Annotated in this window: 12 protein-coding genes; 4 read left to right on the forward strand and 8 right to left on the reverse strand. The window is 63.8% G+C overall.

The window, feature by feature from the left end:
- The first annotated feature begins 15 nt into the window (after positions 1-15).
- The 4 genes from AC27IQ_RS01045 (at position 16) to wecB (ending at position 5,177) form a co-directional block, all read left to right on the forward strand.
- Positions 16-567, forward strand: a complete 552-nt coding sequence (locus AC27IQ_RS01045; RefSeq protein ID WP_487087531.1) for a hypothetical protein — start codon at positions 16-18, stop codon at positions 565-567.
- A gap of 613 nt (positions 568-1,180) precedes the next feature.
- Positions 1,181-2,371 carry a glycosyltransferase family 4 protein gene (locus AC27IQ_RS01050; RefSeq protein WP_487087533.1) on the forward strand — a complete coding sequence of 397 codons (1,191 nt, stop codon included), beginning with the start codon at positions 1,181-1,183 and terminating at the stop codon, positions 2,369-2,371.
- A 248-nt stretch (positions 2,372-2,619) separates the two neighbouring features.
- A complete protein-coding gene (locus AC27IQ_RS01055; protein ID WP_487087535.1) occupies positions 2,620-4,029 on the forward strand; it encodes an undecaprenyl-phosphate glucose phosphotransferase in 1,410 nt (469 codons plus the stop codon).
- Positions 4,030-4,043: 14 nt separating this feature from the next.
- Positions 4,044-5,177: a non-hydrolyzing UDP-N-acetylglucosamine 2-epimerase gene (gene wecB / locus AC27IQ_RS01060; RefSeq protein WP_487087537.1), complete on the forward strand. Its 1,134-nt coding sequence runs from the start codon at positions 4,044-4,046 to the stop codon at positions 5,175-5,177.
- A gap of 140 nt (positions 5,178-5,317) precedes the next feature.
- Here wecB and AC27IQ_RS01065 read toward each other — a convergent pair whose 3' ends face one another.
- The 8 genes from AC27IQ_RS01065 to AC27IQ_RS01100 are packed head-to-tail and all read right to left on the reverse strand — an operon-like array spanning position 5,318 to position 15,286.
- A complete protein-coding gene (locus AC27IQ_RS01065; RefSeq protein ID WP_487087539.1) occupies positions 5,318-6,607 on the reverse strand; it encodes an O-antigen ligase family protein in 1,290 nt (429 codons plus the stop codon).
- Positions 6,604-7,386 carry a WecB/TagA/CpsF family glycosyltransferase gene (locus AC27IQ_RS01070; RefSeq protein ID WP_487087541.1) on the reverse strand — a complete coding sequence of 261 codons (783 nt, stop codon included), beginning with the start codon at positions 7,384-7,386 and terminating at the stop codon, positions 6,604-6,606. The genes AC27IQ_RS01065 and AC27IQ_RS01070 overlap by 4 nt, the downstream gene beginning before the upstream one ends.
- Positions 7,383-8,456, reverse strand: a complete 1,074-nt coding sequence (locus AC27IQ_RS01075) for a glycosyltransferase family 4 protein (RefSeq protein ID WP_487087543.1) — start codon at positions 8,454-8,456, stop codon at positions 7,383-7,385. The genes AC27IQ_RS01070 and AC27IQ_RS01075 overlap by 4 nt, the downstream gene beginning before the upstream one ends.
- A gap of 4 nt (positions 8,457-8,460) precedes the next feature.
- Positions 8,461-9,783, reverse strand: coding sequence for a hypothetical protein (locus tag AC27IQ_RS01080; RefSeq protein WP_487087545.1), 1,323 nt, complete (start codon positions 9,781-9,783; stop codon positions 8,461-8,463).
- On the reverse strand, positions 9,780-11,036 hold the full coding sequence (locus AC27IQ_RS01085) for a hypothetical protein (RefSeq protein ID WP_487087547.1): 1,257 nt from the start codon (positions 11,034-11,036) through the stop codon (positions 9,780-9,782). The genes AC27IQ_RS01080 and AC27IQ_RS01085 overlap by 4 nt, the downstream gene beginning before the upstream one ends.
- Entirely contained in the window at positions 11,023-12,021 is a 999-nt protein-coding gene (locus AC27IQ_RS01090; RefSeq protein ID WP_284429776.1) for a class I SAM-dependent methyltransferase, read from the reverse strand. Before AC27IQ_RS01090 ends, AC27IQ_RS01085 begins: the two co-directional genes overlap by 14 nt.
- 27 nt (positions 12,022-12,048) lie before the next feature.
- A complete protein-coding gene (gene asnB / locus AC27IQ_RS01095; protein WP_487087549.1) occupies positions 12,049-13,890 on the reverse strand; it encodes an asparagine synthase (glutamine-hydrolyzing) in 1,842 nt (613 codons plus the stop codon).
- A 31-nt stretch (positions 13,891-13,921) separates the two neighbouring features.
- Positions 13,922-15,286, reverse strand: coding sequence for a hypothetical protein (locus tag AC27IQ_RS01100; RefSeq protein ID WP_487087551.1), 1,365 nt, complete (start codon positions 15,284-15,286; stop codon positions 13,922-13,924).
- Positions 15,287-15,549: the final 263 nt, after the last annotated feature.

Here is a 15,549-nt window from a genome sequence, read left to right on the forward strand (position 1 = left end):
CCGCAGGGAGGGGTAATGACGCCGAAGCCATGGCAGCCACAGGTGCTGCAGGATCAACTGACCGAGATGGGACCATCGGAGTCCGATCTGAACTCGACAAAGTACGCGTATCTGGAGTTCCGCAATTCAGGCCGTGTGCACAACGTGACCGTGATGTCCGATCTGGTGAGCAAACTCAAACAGTCCCTCAGCAAAGAGGGTGCAACGTTCCATTTGATACACGGGGAGAATGTGCGCACGGGGGACGCTGCCAGCATGGCAATCGCGGTTGGAGACGCGGATGGCAACACTTACGCCATCGACATGAAGCGCCGTGGCGCCGACGTCACTGTGGCTCGCTTGAAGAAAGCTGCTGCCACGGGGCGTGTTCTTCAGTATGTCGGGCTTTTCATGGGCTTGATCGGTGTTCTGCTGATTCTGGCCATCGTGGGCGCACCTATGGTTGTTCTCGGAATATTGGCGTGGCGCAATGGCAAGAAGATGGCAGTCGGGTGTCGCGCGCAAGTGGGCCTGTTGGAGCAGCAAATTGCCATGGTGGCCAGCATCTCTGGCGCACGATTGCTCTAGTCCCGTGGGGATGTGTCCAGTACGTTGCGCGATGCCCCCTCTGCACACGTTGGGCTTCCCCCAATTTCCCGGACGCCTTTTAAGGGCTGTGACGTCTCGGATGCGCGCACCACACTCAGCTGTGTTTACGACTTTAGGCAAACAAGCAGATAGCCAATCAACGCGCGCAGCCGCATGGATGCTGGACCTCTGTTTACGACTTTAATTGGCCAGAATAACGCGAATCAGGTCGTGAATCAGCCTCGGCATCCAGGTGGGTGCTCCGGCTCCAAGCCCATGCCTTTTCCTGGTTGATGCTCCCATATATGAATTGGTGTGGGTATCAAGGAGCCTGCATAGAAGAGCGTTCTGAATGTCCCAGCCATGGCCTGCACAAGGGGCTCGGCCACTGGATCGCTCTTCGGCAGCCCACATACAATCAACGCCACTCTGAACATGACAAGCCGCCATGTTCAGACGCCACCAGCTGCACTCTGGCATTTTCCCGCACTCCTTTGGAATGCAGGGATGCCAGTGCAGTCGCTGTCGAGCGCCCCGGCAGGCTCGTCAATGGCACATCCGCAGCCCCTGTGTCCACCAGGGAGATCCCGTCAACTCGAGAGGTGAGTCGGCAGTGAACGTCATTCTGGCCACGGAATCGATCCGACACCCGTTGACCGGGATTGGCCGCTACACGCACGAACTGGCACGGCATCTTGCCGAACTGCCGCAGATCGAATCCTTGCGGTTCTTGCACGGGCATCGGCTCAGTGAACAGCTGCCAGAGCCCGGGGTCGCAAGGACCGTCATCCCTTGGATTGGAGATCGTCTTTCACGGTTTCACTGGACTCTCGACACGTATCAGCGTTTGAATCAAGTCGCCAAAGCGCAGGCGCTACGCGGTTCAGGCGCCGCGATCTTTCACGGTTGCAACTATTCTTTGCCGCATCACGACGGGCCCTGTGTCGTGACTTTTCACGACATGTCGATTTACCGCTGGGCGCAGTGCCACCGTGCAGATCGGGTGCGTTACATGCGCAAGGAAGTGGCTTTATCGTTGCGCCGGACGCAGCTCATCCTCACGGTGTCGGAGTTCTCCCGACGCGAAATTGCGGCGCAGTTTGATTGGCCGCTGCAGCACATACGGGCCATACCGCTTGCATGCAGCGGTGCTTTCCGTCCTCACAATGACGCGGAACTGGTTGCGCCTTTGCAAGCGGCAGGATTGAGGCAGGATGGCTACAGTCTTTTCGTGGGCACGATCGAGCCACGAAAGAACCTGCTGAACCTCATGGACGCTTATGCCCAATTGCCTGCGGCATTGCGTGCAAGATGGCCGTTGGTGGTCGTCGGTCATCCTGGCTGGAACAGCTCGGCTGAACACGAGCGCATGCGCCTGGCCGAACAGGCCGGCTGGCTGCGTTACCTCGGCTATATCGAAGACATTCGCCTGCCCGCACTCTTCGCTGGCGCACGGCTCTTCGTTTTCCCTTCGCTGTACGAGGGGTTCGGCCTGCCGGTCTTGGAGGCCATGGCCACGGGCACACCGGTTCTGTGCTCGGATGCGGCGGCGCTACCAGAAGTCTCCGGCGAGGCTGCAGCCTTGTTTGAACCGATGGACGTGAAAGCGCTGGCTGCCCAGCTGGCGCGCGGCTTGGAAGACGAAGCCTGGCGCACTGCCGCAAGCGCCGCAGGGCGTCAACGCGCCGCGCAATTCAGCTGGCAACGGTGTGCCGAACTCACCGCTCAAGCCTATCGTGACGTTCTCACGGGGACAGGTGCCGTACGGCGAACGGCCGGCTCCCTTGTCTCCGCCACGACCTGATCGCCCATGAACTGCGAATTGGCCGGCAGCAAGCCCAGTGACGCGTTGACGCGGCGAGTTGACGCTGTGCGCGAGCATGGGCCTGCTGTTTGCGGCAAAGCTGAAGTCTTAAGATTCTGTATGCATCGCCCTGGAGGCGGGGGTGCATGCGACCAAGGCAACCACAATACAGAAGACGGTATGGAGGAGAACCAGTTGCGGTTCATTTTCGCGGCGACCCGCCCGCGCGCTCCGAAGGACTATCCCGCATGAGCGTGATGGAGCGATTGTTGGCCCACGTGGCCGTGTCCCCGCGCGCGGCCGGCGACGGGATGGCAATGGCCGCGGCAGTGTTGAAACTGGCGGACATGGTGGTGGTGGTTGCCAGCGGGTTGCTCGCGTACGCGTTGCGGACAGGGCATGTCGAGTTGCCTGATGCGCCCCACTATTTCTATGCCCTGCTGGCCGGAGCACTTCTCAATTTGTTCGTGTTCGTGCAACTGGCGCTGTATCAAAGCTGGCGCTTGGCGCTTCCCTCCATGGTGCTGGGGCGGCTGCTGTGGGGATGGTGCCTGGTGCTGGTCGCCCTGGCGTCGCTGAGTTTTTTAAGTAAAACGGGCCCGAGCTTTTCCCGTCTGTGGTTCTTGTACTGGGCGGGGATCGGAATCCTCGGTTTGGTCGGCGCACGGGTGCTGCTGGATCGACTGCTGCGCTGGCTGCACTCCCGTGGCATCGGCAATCGGCGGGTTGCGCTCCTGGGGCCGCCGGACAGGGTGGCGCAGGTGTCGGAGCGCATCCAGCGTGGCCCCTGGTCAGGCATCGAGGTGATTCCCGTGCCGCCCGCGATCAATGCGGGGGACTTCGCCGCTTTGCCAGACTGGTTGAGTCAGCACAGCGTCATCGAAGTCTGGCTGGCTTGGCCGATGCGCGACGAGCGGCTGATTCGCGAGAGCGTGCGCAATCTGGACGCCAGCTGTGTCGAGATTCGATGGATTCCGGACATTTTTGCGTTCCGTCTGATTCACCATGGGATGGCTGAAGTGGTCGGAACTCCCATGCTGGAGTTGTCGGTGCGCCCCTTGTCCCTCACCTCGCAACTCGTCAAGTTGGTGGTTGACAAACTGATCGCCAGCGCGGTGCTCGTTCTGGCGAGCCCGTTGCTGCTGGCGCTGGCCGTGGGCGTCAAGCTCTCGAGCCCGGGGCCTGTGATTTTCCGGCAGATGCGGCATGGGTGGGACGGGAAGGCTTTCGAGGTGTGGAAGTTTCGGAGCATGCATGCCCACGATCCGGCAGAAGCGCCGCTTCAGACCTCGCGCACGGACTCGCGGGTGACCCGCTTTGGTGCGTTCCTGCGCCGTACCAGCCTCGATGAGCTGCCGCAGTTCGTGAACGTGCTGCAGGGACGGATGTCGATCGTCGGGCCGCGGCCGCATGCACTGCGACACAATGCGGAATATCAGGATCTGATCCCGAACTATCTGCAGCGGCACCGGGTCAAGCCGGGCATGACGGGATGGGCGCAGGTCAACGGGTTGCGCGGAGAGACCCACTCGCTGGAAAAGATGCGCAAGCGTGTGGAGTACGACCTGTACTACATCCAGCATTGGTCGCTCTGGCTGGATCTGAGCATCATTGCGCAGACCTGCGCGATCGTGCTGTTCGATCGCGATGCTTACTGACAAGGCCGGAGTCCATGCGTTCTCAGATTGCCTATGTGCTAGGCACACGCCCAGAAATCATCAAGATGTCTTCCCTGATTGCCGCCAGTCAGCGGGAGGGCATTGGCCATAGCGTCATTCACACCAACCAGCACTACGCGGAATCCATGGACCGCGTCATCTTCGAGCAACTGGATCTGCCGCCGGCCGGCATTCATCTCGGGGTGGGGTCTGCACCGCAAGGCGAACAGATAGGGCGCATGCTGTGTGGCCTGGCGCCTGCCCTGGCGGAGATGCAGCCGGACATTGTGGTCGTGCAGGGCGACACCAACAGTGCCTTGGCCGGTGCATTGGCTGCCAGCAAGCTTGGTATTCCGGTGGCGCACGTGGAAGCTGGGCTGCGGAGCGGTGACCGGCGCATGCCAGAGGAAATCAACCGCATCCTGATCGATCAGATGGCGGACCACCTGTTCTGCCCCACCCCGCTGCAGGCGCAGATTCTGCGTGACGAAGGGGTGTCCGAAAGGCGCATCCACGTGACAGGCAACACGGTGGTCGATGCGACGCTGGCCTATGCTCCGGCTGCACGGCAACGCTCGGACGTCCTGCGCAGGTTGGGCTTGCCCAGCAACGGCTATTGGCTGCTGACGTGTCACCGCCGTTCCAATACCGAAGAGCAAACGCATTTCGAGAGGCTGATGGACGCCGTGTGTGCGATGTCGTGGTCTGCAGGCATGCCTCTGGTGTTTCCGATGCACCCGCGCCTGGCCGCCATGGGGCGTTCTACGCTGGCTGGCCGACCTGGGCTGCTGGCCATCGAGCCGGTCGGCTACCTGGACATGCTGGCGTTGTTGCAGGGCGCTGCGCTGGTCATGACAGACAGCGGCGGCGTGCAGGAGGAAGCCTGCATCTTGCAGCGCAAGTGTCTTTTGCTGCGCACCAGCACCGAGCGCCCGGAGACGCTAGAGCGTGGCGGTGCCGAGCTGCCGGCCAGCCTGAGCGACGGTGACCTGCGGACGGCTTTGGAAAAGTTGCTGGCGCGTGCAGTGGCATGGAGCAATCCCTTGGGTGATGGAAACGCCTTCCGGCGCATTCTGGATATCCTGCTCGCGAAGGGCCAGGAAGACACATCGTCCCCACGCCATCGGCACCACAGAACCACTCACTGACCGGCCTGGGCAGGCAAGCCGGCTTTCACGATCAGACGTCAGCGCAACCTTTCGTCCAAGAGATCCGGCGGCGGATGCAGCGCGACATGCACGTCGGTGCACAGACCGCAAACCCAAGCCCGAGCGCTTTGGCTGAACCGTCAAGTTGTGGATCGTGATACGCCGTCGGCCTGCAAGGGCGCGCAATGTCCCGCGTGCAGTGAGGCCACTGCCAATGCGGCATGCATCGAGAACGGGAAAAACGGGAAGTAAAAATCAAACGTGCTCAGACCCAGCACGAGAATCAGCCACGCGATCGCCCATTGACGCTCGGCCGCAATGCGCAGCAGGGGACGCCACAGCGCAAAAATCAGCGCCAATCCGGCAAGCAGGCCGAAGAGTCCCGTTTCGGACAGTGCCGCCAGCAACAGGTTGTGAGCGTGCAGTTCGCCGCGGTGGAAGCGGCCGCCGGTGTAGTCCGGAACCATGAACTGGAACACGCCTGCCCCAAGACCGAACCAGGGGTGGTCGCGCCAAGCATCCAGCGCGCCGCTCCAAAGGTACGTCCGCCCTAGCGTGAAGGCCGTCATCATGTTTTCCTGTGCCGCGCTGGTCATGTCTGGATAACGTAGCCACAACACGAAGACGGCAAGCACAGCGATTCCGCCCAACGCCACGCGTGCGATGTGGCGCTGTCTATTGGACGTGCATGCCCTTGGCCATGCCCACCATGCCATCAGCACCCCGACGGGCAGCAGGGTGTTGCGTACCTGGGTCAACGCCAGCGCCAACACGGCGCCCACCAACGCGAGCGCCAGCGAGATCTTCCCGACTTCACCCCGCTGCTGCAGCCTCAGCACCAGCAGCAGCACCATGGCCGCGGACGTGGCCAGCAGTGCAGGGTGCTCGTACATGCCCGAAATTCGCGGCAGGTACTTGAAAGTCTCTTCTGGATGGAATGCCAGGGTCACGCGCAGCGCCCCAGGCCATTGGAACCAGACGGCCCCGGCCAGCGCCAGGTTGAACCACACGGCGATGAGTGCTGCCAGCGTCGCCGCACGCGGCCAGCGCGGGCAGGCCGCAGCGAGGTTGAGCATGGCCCAAAGCGCCAAAAGACTGGTGGCATACCGCACGGCGAATGCGCATGCCAGCCCGATGTGGTTCGAAGCCAGGACCGATGCAGACAGGGCCGCGATGCACATCAGGATGGCCAGCAGGGGACGTACCAATTCAGATGGCACGCCATGCCGCACGAGCGATCCTGCGGAAATGGCGAGCATGCAGCCCAGCATCGTCACGGACCCCAGTGACAGGGCCATGCCGAAAAACCGAAACGGCAGCACGATCTGCTGCAAGCAAAACAGCAGATAAAGGGCCAGGCAAATGCTCACCAGGAGCAGTTGCCCGCGCGGCGGTACGGCCGCCGGGGAGGGATCGAAACGTGAGTTCATGCACCCGTGCGGACGATGGCACGCGAACGATGGCGTCTGCTCATGCGCGCGCGTAACAGCAGCAGTAGATAGGCGCAATTGGTTCGCAGGTACCGGGCGAACAGGCGCCTGGGCTCCAGCCACAAACGGAACATCCATTCCATGCCGAATCTCTGCATCAGCAGTGGAGCGCGCGGCAGCATGCCGGACACGACATCGAACGATCCTCCCACCCCCATCGCCAGTGCCACACCCAGTTCATACCAATGCCGCTGCAAAAAGAGTTCCTTCTTCGGCGAGCTGATGCCGACAAAAAGATAGCGCGCTCCCGAGTTCCGGATCGCAGCGACGACTTGCGTCACTTCGTCGTCCCGGAAATAGCCGTCGCTTGTCCCGGCAATGTGAAGTCCGGGAAACATGTCACGCAGCCGTTGAGCGGCCGCCAAAACGATGGCCGGCCGCGCACCCAGCAGGTAGACCCCGACACCGGACTGTGCAGCCTGGCCGCAGAGGTCTTGCATCAGGTCAATGCCGGCGCGTCGAGCCGGGGGATCGACTCCCAGCCAGCGCAGGCCAGCACTGATGCCGCTCCCGTCGATGTGAACCAGCTCGGCCTCATCCAGTGCGTCACGCAGCAGTCCCTGCGCTCTTGCGTCGATCAGCTTGGCCACATTGAGCCCTTCGATGCGAACCGGGTCTCCACCGTGGGCGGCCTCCTGTGCACGCTGCAGCAACTGCGTGGGAGAGACGAGATCCAATGGGCAATCGAAGAAACGAATCCGTTCGGGACGGTGTATCAAGGCGCAGGCTCCTTTTTCGGCGCATCGTACAGTGCCCCTACACGCGATCGCATGTGCTCCCACGTGAAGCCTGCGCGAACCTGCGCAATGGTGTGCGGCAACACGCGTCGTTGCCGCTGGGTGGCTGCGCAGGCTGCCAGTGCGGCGACGTTACCGAGTGGATAGAGGGCATCGGACAGTCCGACGGCCTCCAAAATCGCCCGGTTGCCTGGGATGTCGCTGGCCACGACCGGGCAACCGAGCAATAGCATCTCGATCAGTACCGTCGGCATGCCCTCCATCGCCGATGGCATGACGAACAGATCGGCGACCGAGGCCATGGCGGCCACATCGGCATCGTCGACAAAACCATGGAGCCGCACCCGATCGGCCCATCCGCGTGTCTGCGCGAAAGATTCAAGCCGCGCGCGATCCGGCCCCCGCCCAACCACATGCAGAACGGCATGCTCCATGCCCGGCTCGCCCAGCAGCGCGATGGCATCGTGCAGGCGCTTGACCGCGTCGAGCCGCCCCACGGAGAGCAAAGCCGGCGCCCCTTCCAGCCCTGGTACTTCCATTGGTGGAGCGTGCAATTGCGCCTCGAGCACCGCATTGGGCAGCAGCACCGGGTGCGCGGGACGGAGACCGCGCCGCGTCAGGTAGTCCTGCCAGTAGGCCGACAGGAGCACCACCCGGTCTGCGCCTCGCAGCAGCGCGCGCTCGATCAATCCGTCCCAACACCGTTTTCCCAGGCGCTTGCCCAAAGCGGGATCGTCGTCGTAATAGCAGTGGGGCGTATAGACCAAGCGCTTGCCAAGCAGCCAGGCCATTGACGCTGCCAACGCGGAAATGGGGGTCCGCGCGCCATGGACATGCACGGCGTCGGCCCAGCCGATGTGCTGCCACATCGCCCGGGCACTCACGCGCACCACTTCGTAGGCGTGCACGTGCCCGCTCGCAGCCGACGGTGCCGCAACGCGCACGGCATGGCCTGCTTCCACGGCCAGCACGGCCAGCCCATGGATATGCCGGGCGACGCCGCCGCCCCCGCCATGGGGGGCAAAGTCTTTGTAGACGTGCAGGATGCGCATGGAGTCACGCCCTCGCCGCATGGATGCACGGTGCGCGGATGGTTCCGGGCTCGACAGCCGCGCCGAAGCGCGTGGCTGCTGCGCATTGGCGCAGCACGCCGCCGAGCAGCAGCCAGAATCCGCCGGCGCCGGAGACGGTCAACGCATTTTCGGAAGACACGAAGGTCGTCACCATCCCGCACAGCAGCCAGAAAGTGGCCAATGCCAGGCGGTCACCGTGTCGGACGTGGGCTTGCCACAGGGTGCGCAGGCACCAAAAGACCAGGCCAAGAAACAAAAGCGCGCAGGGCACTCCCATCTGGTAGGCGATGCTGAACAAGGCACCTTCCCCGCCTCCCAGATCGGTCAGCGCTTGCCGGGCGGCGAAAGCGCCCTGGCGTCCCAGACCACCTCCCCATAGAGCGACTTGGCCCAGGTCGGCCAGGTTGCGCTGCAGTGCCCACCAATGGCCAATCGTGGAGCCGTCACGGAAATTCCACGAGGCCACCACAATGCCGTAGGACGCCCAAACCATCGCCACCAATGCGGCGCCGACCAGCAGCACCCGCGCAGTGGCGGAGCGGACCAGACCGCGGCTGGTCAACAAATAGCCGAGCAGCGCAACGATGCCTGCGAGCATCGAACCACGGGTTCCCGACATCCACACACCGACGAAAAGCCCGGCACACACCAGCAGTGCGCGCCACGGCAAGCGCGTCTGCCACAGCCCCAGCGCTGCCAGGGCCGCAGTGACCAGGAACTGCCCCTGCGCCAGCGGTGCCGCCAATAAGCCGCCAGCGCGGCGCGCATACGTTTCTCCGCCAAAAAAATTCCATGGCAGGCCGGTATGGGGATCGGTGTCCTTTGGCATCACGCCCTTGATGTTCGCAAGGTAGTCAGGCAGGCGCACGGTGTCCACCCAGAACTGGGTGTTGACGATTTCCCACATGCCAAACAAAGTGCTGGCCAAGCCCAGCCAGACAAGGGCGGACGCGCCGAAACGGAGATTCCGAGGTGTCGAAAAGCAGCCGTATCCCGCCAACAGGAACACCATCGGCACCAAAATGACGCCAAGCGATCCCAGTACCACCCCGGCTGGAAGGCCATGCACGAGGCCCACCGGCGCGTAGGCAAGCGCCAATCCGCCGAACGCCAGCACCGACACCAGCAGCGCCCGCGGCATACGCACCGTCAACAGGCACAGCGCTGCCAGCGCCAACACTGTGAGGTCCCGTACCGGGCGCAGCCAAGTGGCCTGCAACCAGGTGCCACCGCCGTACAACCACGCCACCAGCGGATCGCCGACATGCACCCAAAGGATGAGCAACGCCAGACCCCAGCGTTTCATTGGCTGGCTCCAACATGGCTGGGCCAGTCTGGGTCGGAAGCGAAACTGAGTGACAGCCATTGTTGCTGCCGTTCAAGGAAAGCGCCGCGCGTGCAGGCATCCTCTCGCAGTCGGCGGACCAGTTCGCACAACGTCGTCACGTCGGGCACCTGCTGGGCCGGCCGCCCGATCTCCTGCGCATCCGCAGACCCTGAGGCCGGCCATGCCAGGCCGATGACATAGTGGCCTCGACAAGCCGCCTGCAACAGCGCAGTGGAACAGAAACCCACTACCAGCGCGGGTGCTGCGGTGTCCTCCAACAAGGCATGTGGCGGCGGCCGGCACAATGAGGCCATCGCGCTTTTAGCGTAGGGATGACCGTTGCGCACTTCCTCGGGATGCAGCAGGATTTGCAATGTGATGCCCTCGAGCCGGGCCTGGATCAGGGCGTCTGCCAGGGCTTGAAAATAGCCCGCGAGCGAGAGCCCATACACCGGTGTGTGCGTTTGCGATACGAGATACAGAACTGAAGGCGCGGCATGGGCACTGGCTTCAACCTGGGGACGCGCCGGACCGTAGCTGCACGCATGTGCGGCCACACCATGCCGGGCGTAGACCTCTGCGCTGCTTGGTCCCCACAGCAAATGGTGCTGGGCCCGCACGGGAAAGAATTCTTCGGTAGGCAAGCCGTGCTGTACGCAGATGCTGCGCCAGCCGGCGCCGGCGGCCTGCTGTGCCGCCACGGCGTAGAGATCGAAATCGTTGTGCAGCAGCAGCGTGGCGGTCGTGCCCGAGCACATCACGCTCGACCAGGCGCCGCACCAGAGGCGTTGCCGAAACACGCAGCAGCGCACCAGCCAGGGCGCGGCGACCGGTGTCGTGCCTGGCGCATGCCGGAGCCGCCAGGCTGACCAGGCATGGCGCCAAGCCGATGCTGGCGGCCGGGCCGGAAGCTGTCCAGCGACCTGCCCGCGCAGGCGCGGATGGATGAGGACGGTGCAGGCGATGCCGCGCCGGGCCAGATCGGCAACGCACGGTGCGAGGGCGCCCCAGCCATTGCTGCCCGGTAGGGTGGCCAGCGCGGCCCATCCCGCCACTGGCATCGCGCGCCGTGGCAGCGTCGCACACAGCCAGGCATCCCGCAGCAAAGCGAGTACGGCACGCAGCACTGCGCTGCGACCTCGCAAGGACAGGAAATAGAGTTCGTGGCGCACTGCTGCGGCGTCTTCGCCATACTGGATCCGCAGGGTCCGATGAAAGTCACGGAATTGCATCGCAGTCCTCTTGCAACACACGCCACTGGTTCCGCCGACGCTGCAGTTCTCCAACCAGGCCACTGCCGAACAGACTCACGATGGCCTGCTTGAGCACGCGCCGCATCCGATCCCGCAGCGCCCAGGACACCCGATTGAGTTGCCGATCGAGCAGGCGCACCTCCTGCGCGGTTGCCGCCGCCAACGGCTTGGACACACACGCGTGCCGTGGACGCCGCAGGTGCAGCCACAGGTTGTCCGCCAGCATGCCCCCGCCAGGGTAGGCATCGCAGTAGATCACATCCAGTCCTGCGGCTTGCGCCAGCCGTTGCAACAGCGAGGCCGAGAAATAGCTCAGATGTGCAGGATGCACATAGTTCCGCGAACGCCAGTCGCTCATCACGTCCGGCACCTCGATCCATGCCTGACCGCCAGGGACCAAAACCCGTGCCACCGTTGCCAGGAAATCGCGCGGATCCGGTAAATGCTCCATCACGTGGAAGGCCACGACCGCATCAAGCGTGGCTTCGTCCATCACCTGCTGCTGGGGCAGGAACTGAACGCGGGCGCCATCCAGCAGGCGCTCGCGGTGCGCCATATCCGGCTCCGACGCCAGTAAATGCAGGTCCGGACGCACCGCAGCGGCGGCGCCCAGGAAGGCACCAAAGCCAGAGCCCAACTCGAACAGGCGCGCACCCCTTGGAAGATTCGGCGAAATCCGGCGCAGCCGACGATTTGCGACCAACCGGTCGCCGCGCAAGGCGAAGAAGCGTTCCTCGCTGCGCCAGGGCACTTCCATCGGAAACAAGCGGCGGTAGTCGTGCGCGTAGAAGCGCGCCAATGCCTCCTCGCTGAAGTCCGGAGCGAGGTAGGCAGCAGCACACAGTCCGCACCGCCGCAGTTCCTGGCCGCTGCCGAGGTACACCTCCCGCCACACCGTGCGCTGCGCGCAGGTCGCGCCGCAGCAACGGCAACGGCCGTCGTCAGGAGCGAAGTCTGCATTCATTGACCGCCTCGGTTGACCAGACAGACGCTATGCATAAATGCTCCGGTGCCACAGGGCGACTGACACCGCGAGCCAGAGCGTGGTGTGTGCGCGTCCCCGGGCCAGTTCGGTTCGCAGCCGGGGCACGTCGAGGAATTCGCCCAACTCCGGCGGCAGCGATGACAAGGTCCGCTGCACGGGCATGCGGTCCAACAGGAATTGCTCGGCGTGACCGAAGCCAGTGCTCTTGCGCCGTTCCACGATGCGCGGAGGCATGTCGGCAGCGAAGGCCCGCCGCAGCAGCGCTTTGCCGTGGTAGTCGCCCATGCGGGTGTCTGCCCGGGTCGCGAGCGCACGCTCCACCAGCCGGTAGTCCAGGAAAGGCGCTCGCACCTCGATGCCGGCGGACATGCTATTGCGATCGGCCATGCGCAGCACCATTGGCAGATTGGTGGAGAGCACGTCACTGCGCATGCGCATCTCCACGCCAGCCCGGCGGTCGACCTGCAATGCGCGCAGGCGCGGCGACTGGTCGTGCCAGAGCGCGCCGGACATGCAGGCCACGCTGGGCCGGTTTCGCCGCAGCATCGCGCCCAGCAGCGGTCCTGGCAGATCCCAGGCCAGGCGGTGGAGCAACGCACGGGGCAGCACGGCGCCGCCGGCAAGCAGTTTCACCAGCGCAGGCAGGTGTGCGCCGCGCAGAGCGTCCCGTGCGGCCAGGGGTAGGTACAAACCCACATAACCGCCAAACAACTCGTCGGCGCCTTCTCCGTTGAGGACCACCTTGTATCCTGCCTCGCGGATTGCCCGGTACATGCGGAAGCTGGCGAAGATCGATGGAGTGCAGAAAGGCGCTTCCTGCGCGACCACCAGCGCCCGCAGTTCCTCCTCGTCCGGGACCGCGTGGGCGCGATGAACGTGGTGCCGGGTGATTTGACCCCACTCCTTCATCAGGGCGGCGGCGTCGGCCGTTTCATCGAACGCTGCATGGGCAGCATCGCAATATCCGTAGGTGAACGCGCCTGCAAAACAGGTGCGCGGTGCGGAATCGGCTTGCAGGCTGATGCGGGTCAGGATGGAACTGTCCAACCCGCCGGACAGGAGGGTCACGGTGGGAACATCTGAGCGCAGACGCAGGCGCGTGGCGTCTTCGAGCAGGGCCCGGGTTGCCTCTGCGTCAAGGGGATCGGCGGCGCCTGGAGCGGGCCAGTCGTGATAGCGGTGGCGGCGGCTGTGGCCAGTTGGCGATACCCGGTACAGCCAGCCAGGGGGCACGGCGCGGATCCCCTGGTAGAAAGTGTCGCAATTGTGATCGGACAGGCCCGCGACGAGGAAGTCGAAGATTGCGGCCGGGTTGGGTGGCGGGTACCCGCCCAGTGCACAAGCGATCGCACGGATTTCGCTCGCCAGCACCAATCGCTGGCCGTCGTGGTGCATGTAGAGCGGCTTCACGCCAAGCCGGTCGCGGCAGTACACCAGTTCGCCGGTCGCCTGTTCCAGGAGCACCACTGCCCACATTCCGTTGCAGCGCGTGAACAATGCCTCGCCCCATGCTCGCCAACCGTGCAGGATCACCTCGGTGTCGCTGTCAGTGCGGAAGCGATGGCCGAGCGTTTCCAGTTCGCGGCGCAACTCCAGAAAGTTGTAGATTTCTCCATTGAACACCACCACGTTGCCGCTCTCCGCACACCGCATCGGTTGCGTGGCAGCGTCACTCAGATCAAGGATCGCCAGCCGGCGGTGGCCCAGCGCCGTCGGTACGGGCTGGTCCAGGCACAGCAGACCTTGTGCATCCGGCCCGCGGCTCGACAGTGCATCCAGAGCATGCTGGGCGCGTGGCTGCAGCGCCGAATCGGCCACGAAACTCCGCAGGGCGACTATTCCGCACATTGAACAAAACCCAATCGGTTACCGAATGCCGCTACCAGGAGATCGCACGCCATCGCGCAGATCGTGCGCTGGCGCGCAAAAGATTGTGGTGGCGCCACGCTTTCCATGCGGTGGCTAGCAGGAGGATGGCGGCAATTCCGCGTCCAACAGGACTGCTCCAGAGAGCCGCTGCTAAGAGCACAGACAGCAGCGCGGCGTACCCGCCCAGATTCAACCACAGACCGCACAGGCGCAGCGCTGCGCCAGCCATTCCCAGAAGACACAGCAGACGTGCCCATAGCAACCACTGCGGCGCTGTCCAGGCCGCAGCGGCCAGTTGCAGCAAGCCGCTGCACAGGAAACCCAACAACAGCACCCGCAGCAGCGCGGCTTCGCGATGGCGCCCGATCAGCAGTGCAGACAGTACGCTGCTGGGCAGAATCACCATACCAGCGGCCAGTACCGGAGCAACCCAGACAATCCAGGCCCGTTGCTCTGCAGTGCCCGCCGCATCGATGACCGCGACCAGCAGTTGCATGCCCAGCGCGGAAAAGCCCAGCACCAGTGAAATCAGCGCCGTGGCCCAGCGCTCGCCCACCTCGCTGCGCGCCTCGATCAGCAGGAGCCGGTTGAACTGATTGAAAACGCCACTGGCTCCGTTGACCAAATATCCAATCATGAGATAAATCGGCAGAAATGCTGGCGCGATGGTGGCCAGAAGCAGGGGCGTCAGGCGGTCGTGCAAAGTTCCCACCATGCCCATCAAGGACAGCTGCAGCGACATCCCGAGCATCTGCCGGGAGCGGCCTGGACTGGGGCATAGCAATTGCCAGCGCATGCCGAACGCAGCCACATTGACCAGTGCTTGCACCAGATATCCCACGCTCACGGCCAGGCCTGCACCGGCTGCCCCGGCGCTCTCCGGATGCAGGTGCAAAATCAGCCAGGCCAGTATCGCCACCGGCATGGCGACCTGTTGAACCGCGAATCCGAGCAGCCGTTTACCCTGCGCCAGCAAAGGCGCGGAATAGCCGACCAGCCCGAGCAGCGTTGCCGGGAGCACGGCGATCGTGTATTCAAAGGCGTTTCCCTGCCCTCCATAGCTCCACCATGCCGCTGCAGTCCATACCAAGTCGAGGAACAGTGTGGCAAGAAGGCGGTGGAACAGGGCCCGCCGCCATCGATCGCCCCAATCGGGAGACGCCGGATCCTCGCGCAGGAACCAGGATGCATAGCCCAGATCCGCCACAAACAGCACGCTCATGAGCCAGAGGTGCGCCAGCCCCACCTCGCCATAGCCCTGCAGGCCGAACTGGCGTACCAGGAGCCACTGGAACAGCAGCGTGCAACTCTGGCCGAGCGTGTACAGGGCTGCACCGGCGACGAAGCCCGTCTGCATGCGGGCGGTCGTGTTCACGGAAACAAGGCCCCCACGCCGGATGGCGCATGGCTTGGACGGGTAGCGCAAGCCGGGCGAACACCGTGATCGCCGACGCAAAAGACGCAGGAATGGGTGCTAGAGCAAACACGATGGAGCGCGCGCCATGCCCACACACAATGAAGAAAGCCGGCATCCAACTCTGAATCTCCGAAGGGCGCATGGCACGCCCTGAGCAACTGGTTAATACGGTTCTGCCGATGTGCGCGGAATTTTCGCATGCGAGCGTTCACCAGCAGGTT

This window comes from Acidovorax sp. KPB24-07 (assembly GCF_057543315.1).

Excerpts from the sequence above, each read along its gene's own strand:
- AC27IQ_RS01045 (WP_487087531.1), top strand. The coding sequence starts at position 16 with ATGACGCCGAAGCCATGGCAGCCACAGGTGCTGCAGGATCAACTGACC.
- AC27IQ_RS01055 (WP_487087535.1), top strand. The coding sequence starts at position 2,620 with ATGAGCGTGATGGAGCGATTGTTGGCCCACGTGGCCGTGTCCCCGCGC.
- wecB (WP_487087537.1), top strand. The coding sequence starts at position 4,044 with ATGCGTTCTCAGATTGCCTATGTGCTAGGCACACGCCCAGAAATCATC.
- AC27IQ_RS01065 (WP_487087539.1), bottom strand. The coding sequence starts at position 6,607 with ATGAACTCACGTTTCGATCCCTCCCCGGCGGCCGTACCGCCGCGCGGG.
- AC27IQ_RS01075 (WP_487087543.1), bottom strand. The coding sequence starts at position 8,456 with ATGCGCATCCTGCACGTCTACAAAGACTTTGCCCCCCATGGCGGGGGC.
- AC27IQ_RS01080 (WP_487087545.1), bottom strand. The coding sequence starts at position 9,783 with ATGAAACGCTGGGGTCTGGCGTTGCTCATCCTTTGGGTGCATGTCGGC.
- AC27IQ_RS01085 (WP_487087547.1), bottom strand. The coding sequence starts at position 11,036 with ATGCAATTCCGTGACTTTCATCGGACCCTGCGGATCCAGTATGGCGAA.
- AC27IQ_RS01090 (WP_284429776.1), bottom strand. The coding sequence starts at position 12,021 with ATGAATGCAGACTTCGCTCCTGACGACGGCCGTTGCCGTTGCTGCGGC.
- asnB (WP_487087549.1), bottom strand. The coding sequence starts at position 13,890 with ATGTGCGGAATAGTCGCCCTGCGGAGTTTCGTGGCCGATTCGGCGCTG.